A 6,327-nucleotide genomic window follows, 5' to 3' on the forward strand; every position below is an offset into this window, starting at 1 on the left:
GAATTGCCAGAAGATGTAAATTTAATTAGTAAAACTTGGATTGATAATTATGGAAATGGGGAGGCTTTGTTGCGAGATAGAATAGAATTTTTTCGGGAGGAAGCGCTGATTCATCAAGAGGTATTACGTTCTGTTTTAGGAAGAAAAAATTTATAAAAAATTAGAAAGGAGTCAGAAGTTAAATGCACGATAATTTTTCAACATCTATATAGAGCTTTAGTGATAAAGCCTATCTAAATTTATTTACAAAATAGAAACAAAAAATGAATAATTTTTTTGGCAATATGATTAACATTCCTGAACGATATTTTTTAATGGGAGCTGATGAAACTAAAGAGGAACAGGCAGAGTACGAAGAAGAACCAGAAAGAAAAGTTTGGCTGTCTGAATATAGCATTCAAATTCATCCGGTAACAGTTGCTGAGTGGTACGAGTTTTTAACTGATACAAAATATGATTGGGGTTATCAAAAAGAGATTTCTGAAAGGTCTCCTTATGAAGCTAAAAAAATGAGTGAGAATAACAAAACTATTAGCAAATAATTTTGGTAGCTTATTCCTAGTTAAGTGTTTCCTGTATCAACTAGGAAATTCCTAAAAGCACAACTACTCAAAATTTTATCTAGTAAATAAAACGTTAAAAACATGGGATGTTTTATGATACTTACCCACAGGTAATTTAACCAACTGATTGTTACTATTTGAAGTTACCAAATAAGTGTTATACTCCAAAGAATTCATAAGTTTCCGGAGTTCAGTTTCGTTAGTTCCCATTTGTTGTAAACCAAATCTATTAATCTCACAAATAATGTATGGAACATCATATTTACCAATTGTATTTACAGCTCCTTTAATTACATCAAATTCTGCTCCTTCGGTATCAATTTTTATCATTTTTAAATTAGTAATGTTTCCAGCTTGGCTGAGAATATTATCTAGTGTAGATAGTTGTGTATTTTGCATTGTTTGATTATTTAAACTTTTTTGATTGAATGGATGTTTACCTACATCCCACAGAGCATGACCGCCATCATTATCTTGATTAACAAATATTTGTGTTGGCTTAGTTTCTGAACCCACAGCGAGATTAAATAGTTTAATGTTATTTAGATGATTAAGGGTAATATTTTCTAAGATTTTTTGATAATTTGATAATTCTGGTTCAAAAGCAAATACTTTCCCTTGACTTCCTACTATTTTTGCAGCCAAAACCGAATAATATCCAATATGAGCGCCAATATCAATAAAAGAATCATTTATTTCTAGAAACCGACAAATTAATTTAAAAATTTCCGACTCATAAGCCTGCCCTTTTTCAAAACAGTCAAGCATCAGTTTTTGGGTGAATTTATTATAGTCTAGAGAAAGCTTAATTTCTTGATTATCAGAATTAGATTGCCAGTTAATATTGATAGTTTTGACAGAATTTTTGGAAATTATAGTAGAACTACTTTTCTTCTGAATCATTGCCCAATAAATATCAGGACCAGCAGGTACATTAAACTTAATATCTAATACTTGTAAAATCTCAAATCCACTTCTTTTAATTAAATCTAGCCACATACTTTTACCCAACACACTATAGTGATTTTTATTACTTTGATGTTTGCAGCTAGTATCGGGAGCAGGTACTTCTATATATAAATAACCTTCAGGTTTAATAACTCTAGAAATTTCCTGCACAGTAAAATATGGGAAAACACTATGTTCTAAACAATGTCTGCACCAAACAAAATCAAATTGGTTATCTGGAAATTCTAGAAATGATTGATCCATTTGATAAACTTGATAACCTTTTTGTTGGCAAATAGCTACATCTTCCTTATTTAAAGTAATTCCAATTGGCGTCAAACCATGTTTTTTAAATATCTCTAAAGCTACACCTTGACCACAACCAATATCTAATATTTTTGCTGCGGGTGGTAAAGAGATTTGTTTTAAACATACATCAAACATTTGTTGAGTTATTTGACTATGAAGTAGAGTTGGGGGTTCGGGATAGGTATCATTTTTAATTCTTTCGAGAAATTGTTCCAGTTTTTGAATTTGCCACGGTTCTAGTTTCATTGTTTAAATATGAAGATAAATTTATTTGTTGACGATAACATAGTCATCAGGAAAAAACTAATAATATATGGTTTAGAATAGACTACAAAGTAGGGATATTGCATGCAATATCCCTACTGGGCGATCGTTTTTTAATGTGGTTCATTTGCGGATAGAGAAATAGTAGATTCATTTTCTCAAGCACCTACCTCGGGGAGTGGATATTCTGAATTTCTGACTATTGCGGATAGAGAAATAGTAAAGTCATTTCCTGAAGCACCTCTCGGGGAGTGGATATTCTGAATTTCTGACTATTGCGGATAGAGAAATAGTAAAGTCATTTCCTGAAGCACCTACCTCGGGGAGTGGATATTCTGAATTTCTGACTATTGCGGATCGGGAAATAGTAGATTCATTTTCTCAAGCACCTATCTCTGGGAGTGGATATTCTGAATTTCTGACTATTGCGGATAGAGAAATAGTAAATTCATTTCCTGAAGCACCTATCTCTGGGAGTGGATATTCTGAATTTCTGACTATTGCGGATCGGGAAATAGTAGATTCATTTTCTCAAGCACCTACCTCGGGGAGCGGATGCTGCATTTCTGACTATTGCGGATAGAGAAATAGTAGATTCATTTTCTCAAGCACCTACCTCGGGGAGCGGATGCTGCATTTCTGACTATTGCGGATCGGGAAATAGTAGATTCAACCTAGCTCTGGGAGTGAATGCTGAATTTTTGAGTATTGCGGATAGAGAAATAGTAAATTTATTTCCTGAAGCACCTATCTCTGGGAGTCGATGCTAAATTTCTGACTATTGCGGATAGAGAAATAGTAGATTCATTTTCTCAAGCACCTACCTCGGGGAGTGGATATTCTGAATTTCTGACTATTGCGGATAGAGAAATAGTAGATTCATTTTCTCAAGCACCTACCTCGGGGAGTGGATATTCTGAATTTCTGACTATTGCGGATAGAGAAATAGTAGATTTATTTCCTGAAGCACCTATCTCTGGGAGTGGATGCTAAATTTCTGACTATTGCGGATAGAGAAATAGTAAATTTATTTCCTGAAGCACCTACCTCGGGGAGTGGATGCTAAATTTCTGACTATTGCGGATCGGGAAATAGTAGATTCATTTTCTCAAGCACCTACCTCGGGGAGTGGATGCTAAATTTCTGACTATTGCGGATAGAGAAATAGTAAATTTATTTCCTGAAGCACCTACCTCGGGGAGTGGATATTCTGAATTTCTGACTATTGCGGATCGGGAAATAGTAGATTCATTTTCTCAAGCACCTACCTCGGGGAGTGGATATTCTGAATTTCTGACTATTGCGGACAGAGAAATAGTAAATTCATTTTCTCAAACCTAAAACTGGGAGTCGATGCTAAATTTCTGACTATTGCGGATCGGGAAATAGTAGATTCATTTTCTCAAGCACCTACCTCTGGTAGCGGATGCTGCATTTCTGACTATTGCGGATCGGGAAATAGTAGATTCATTTTCTCAAGCACCTACCTCTGGTAGTGGATGCTGCATTTCTGACTATTGCGGATCAGGAAATAGTAGATTACCTAAAACTGGGAGTGAATGCTGAATTTTTGACTATTGCGGATAGAGAAATAGTAGATTCATTTTCTCAAACCTAAAACTGGGAGTGGATATTCTGAATTTCTGACTATTGCGGATAGAGAAATAGTAGATTCATTTTCTCAAACCTAAAACTGGGAGTCGATGCTAAATTTCTGACTATTGCGGATAGAGAAATAGTAGATTCATTTTATGAAGCACCTAAGTCTGGGAGCGGATGCTGCATTTCTGACTATTGCGGATCGGGAAATAGTAGATTCAACCTAGCTCTGGGAGTGAATGCTGAATTTTTGAGTATTGCGGATAGAGAAATAGTAGATTCATTTTATCAAGCACCTAAAACTGGGAGTCGATGCTAAATTTCTGACTATTGCGGATAGAGAAATAGTAGATTCATTTTCTCAAGCACCTAAGTCTGGGAGCGGATGCTGCATTTCTGACTATTGCGTATCGGGAAATAGTAGATTACCTACTTCTGAGAGTGGATGCTGAATTTTTGACTATTGCGGATAGAGAAATAGTAGATTCATTTTCTCAAGCACCTAGGTGTAGGAGTCGATGCTGAATTTCTGACTATTGCGGATAGAGAAATAGTAAATTCATTTTCTCAAGCACCTAGGTGTAGGAGTCGATGCTAAATTTCTGACTATTGCGGATAGAGAAATAGTAGATTCATTTTATTAAGCACCTAGGTGTAGGAGTCCATGCTGAATTTCTATTTCCCAGTTATGAAAACTCATCCAACTCCTCACACAAATCTTGTAACTGCTGATGCTCCACTTTCCTAGAAGAACGCCGATATTTTTTACTAGCTAACTTAGGTTCAAACTTTTGTTTACCACCCGAACTTGTTTTCACCTTCAAATTTGACTCAGCATCAGGTTTTTGTTGCAAAGCTTCCTGCCGCGCGATCGCCTCTTCTAAAAACATCAAATAATATTCATACCTATCCCACTCACCCCTCACCACACAGTTAGGTTCATCCCGATGTAAACAATCACTAAACTGACAACTCCTCTGAGCCAAATACTTTCGAGCTTCTGGAAACAAATACGCCAACTCTATAGGTTCGCCATCTAATTGTGGTTGATTAAAACCCGGTGTATCAGCTAACAAACCACCATTAGGCAACTCAAATAATTCAACGTGACGAGTAGTGTGTCGTCCCCGCGACAACTTTCCAGACACAGCACTCACCCGTAGATTCACATTAGGAATCAAATAATTAATTAAACTCGACTTTCCCACACCAGACGGACCAGAAATTACAGTAATTTTATTCCTCAACTTTTCCCACAGAGAATTCGAGCTATTCTTTTCTACTCCCAAACCTGCTTCCGTTTTCACACTAATAAAAAACGGTTCATAACCCCACTCATAAATTTTACTGCGCCATTCTTCCATTTTTGTCGCAGATACAAGATCGCATTTACTCAAACACAAACATATCTCCAAACCTGTTGACTCTGCTTTAACTAAAAATCTTGTCAAAGAAACAGGATCTAAATCTGGTTCTGCCAAAGCAAAAACTAACATAACTTGATTTGCATTAGCTATAGGAGGGCGATCAAGTTCTGTTTCTCTTGGTAAAACCTCAGCTATAGCACCTCGTCCACCTGACCAGTCTGGATCTTCTATAATTACGCGATCGCCGACCATTACTTTTTGGCCGATTTTTTTCAATCGGGATCTACGGGTACACAGAAGAAAGTTAGGTAAATTTTCTCTTGCATTTTTTACTAAGTTATGATTTTTTTCAATCTTAACTTGGTAAAAATTTGCTTGAACTGCTACAACCGTCCCTAAGCAGTTATTATCACCCTCTAAGATGTCACCTATTTCTGAAGTCCAATTCATGCAACCATTTCTGGGCAGCGCACCTTGAGGACAAAATATTCAGACTGGTCTTTTATTTCTTCTATTTGATAACCTTCGACGATCAAACTATCAGGTACTTGCTCTATTGGTTCCCCTGGGTCTAGCCACACTTCTAAAATTTCTCCAGGCATCATCTTTTCCAGATACAGTTTTGTTTTAACAAAGTTAATTGGGCAGGGAGTACCTCGCAGATCTATTTGAGCATCTGACTTTTTTCCTTCCTGGATTTGGGCTTGAGAGTCCATAGTTAAATATTTTTTCTCCAATTTTTGACTTTGTGGCACGAATATCCTGAAACCTTATGCAGTGGAATATTTTATCTTTAAATAAAATTTTTTGATAAATACTAATTTTATCGTGCTTCTACCACTTTTATGCAATCAAGCCACAATTTGTGTGGTATTAGCTTGAGTATACTACCATAATCTAATTTTAATAGAAAGTATATTTAGGTATACTTAGGTCATATTTAAGCTTCTGTTTGGGCGTTGCTAATTCTTAGCTATGATATTATGATGATAATCAATCGATAAATCTAATTCAAAATATAGAAAAATCATACAGTAATTCAATAATGCCTCTGTTTCTACTGAAAAATTTAGGTTCAAAGACTCTCCTTTTACGGATAAAAAAAGAAAAAAATTTTCTTTTCATCAATTCTATTCTTTTTAAGAAGAGGTAATTATTAATTGTTAATTGTTAATTATTAATTATTAATTATTGAACCCCTTGCTAAGAACAAGTTTTTGAGAATTAGGAAAATCTCCAATCTCAATCACTTTTGGTGAAATAAATTTCCCAGAAAA

General features: G+C 35.4%; 5 protein-coding genes. 2 read left to right on the top strand and 3 right to left on the bottom strand.

Annotation, left to right across the window (positions count from 1 at the left end; genetic code table 11):
• Window positions 1-263 precede the first annotated feature (263 nt).
• Window positions 264-542 (top strand): SUMF1/EgtB/PvdO family nonheme iron enzyme, encoded by a 279-nt coding sequence (locus tag F6K22_RS27495; RefSeq protein ID WP_293105400.1) that lies wholly within the window; start codon window positions 264-266, stop codon window positions 540-542.
• A gap of 75 nt (window positions 543-617) precedes the next feature.
• Here the strand turns inward: F6K22_RS27495 and F6K22_RS27500 are convergent, their stop codons facing one another.
• Complete coding sequence (locus F6K22_RS27500; RefSeq protein WP_293105402.1) at window positions 618-2,066, bottom strand: FkbM family methyltransferase; 1,449 nt, start codon at window positions 2,064-2,066, stop codon at window positions 618-620.
• A 1,146-nt stretch (window positions 2,067-3,212) separates the two neighbouring features.
• On the opposite strand from F6K22_RS27500, the gene F6K22_RS27505 reads away from it, so the two are divergent.
• Window positions 3,213-3,425, top strand: coding sequence for a hypothetical protein (locus F6K22_RS27505; RefSeq protein WP_293105404.1), 213 nt, complete (start codon window positions 3,213-3,215; stop codon window positions 3,423-3,425).
• 944 nt (window positions 3,426-4,369) lie between these two features.
• Here F6K22_RS27505 and rsgA read toward each other — a convergent pair.
• The gene (gene rsgA / locus F6K22_RS27510; RefSeq protein WP_293105407.1) at window positions 4,370-5,500 is read right to left on the bottom strand and encodes a small ribosomal subunit biogenesis GTPase RsgA; all 1,131 of its coding nucleotides are present in this window, start codon (window positions 5,498-5,500) and stop codon (window positions 4,370-4,372) included.
• Complete coding sequence (locus tag F6K22_RS27515; protein WP_293105410.1) at window positions 5,497-5,766, bottom strand: sulfurtransferase TusA family protein; 270 nt, start codon at window positions 5,764-5,766, stop codon at window positions 5,497-5,499. Before F6K22_RS27515 ends, rsgA begins: the two co-directional genes overlap by 4 nt.
• Between the last annotated feature and the right edge of the window lie 561 nt (window positions 5,767-6,327).

It is taken from the genome of Okeania sp. SIO2F4 (genome assembly GCF_010672385.1).
In the GTDB taxonomy this organism is placed as follows: Bacteria; Cyanobacteriota; Cyanobacteriia; order Cyanobacteriales; family Microcoleaceae; genus Trichodesmium.

What these genes read in the sequence shown, in the direction of transcription:
- F6K22_RS27500 (WP_293105402.1), bottom strand. Translation starts at nt 2,066, where the DNA reads ATGAAACTAGAACCGTGGCAAATTCAAAAACTGGAACAATTTCTCGAA.
- rsgA (WP_293105407.1), bottom strand. Translation starts at nt 5,500, where the DNA reads ATGAATTGGACTTCAGAAATAGGTGACATCTTAGAGGGTGATAATAAC.
- F6K22_RS27495 (WP_293105400.1), top strand. Translation starts at nt 264, where the DNA reads ATGAATAATTTTTTTGGCAATATGATTAACATTCCTGAACGATATTTT.
- F6K22_RS27515 (WP_293105410.1), bottom strand. Translation starts at nt 5,766, where the DNA reads ATGGACTCTCAAGCCCAAATCCAGGAAGGAAAAAAGTCAGATGCTCAA.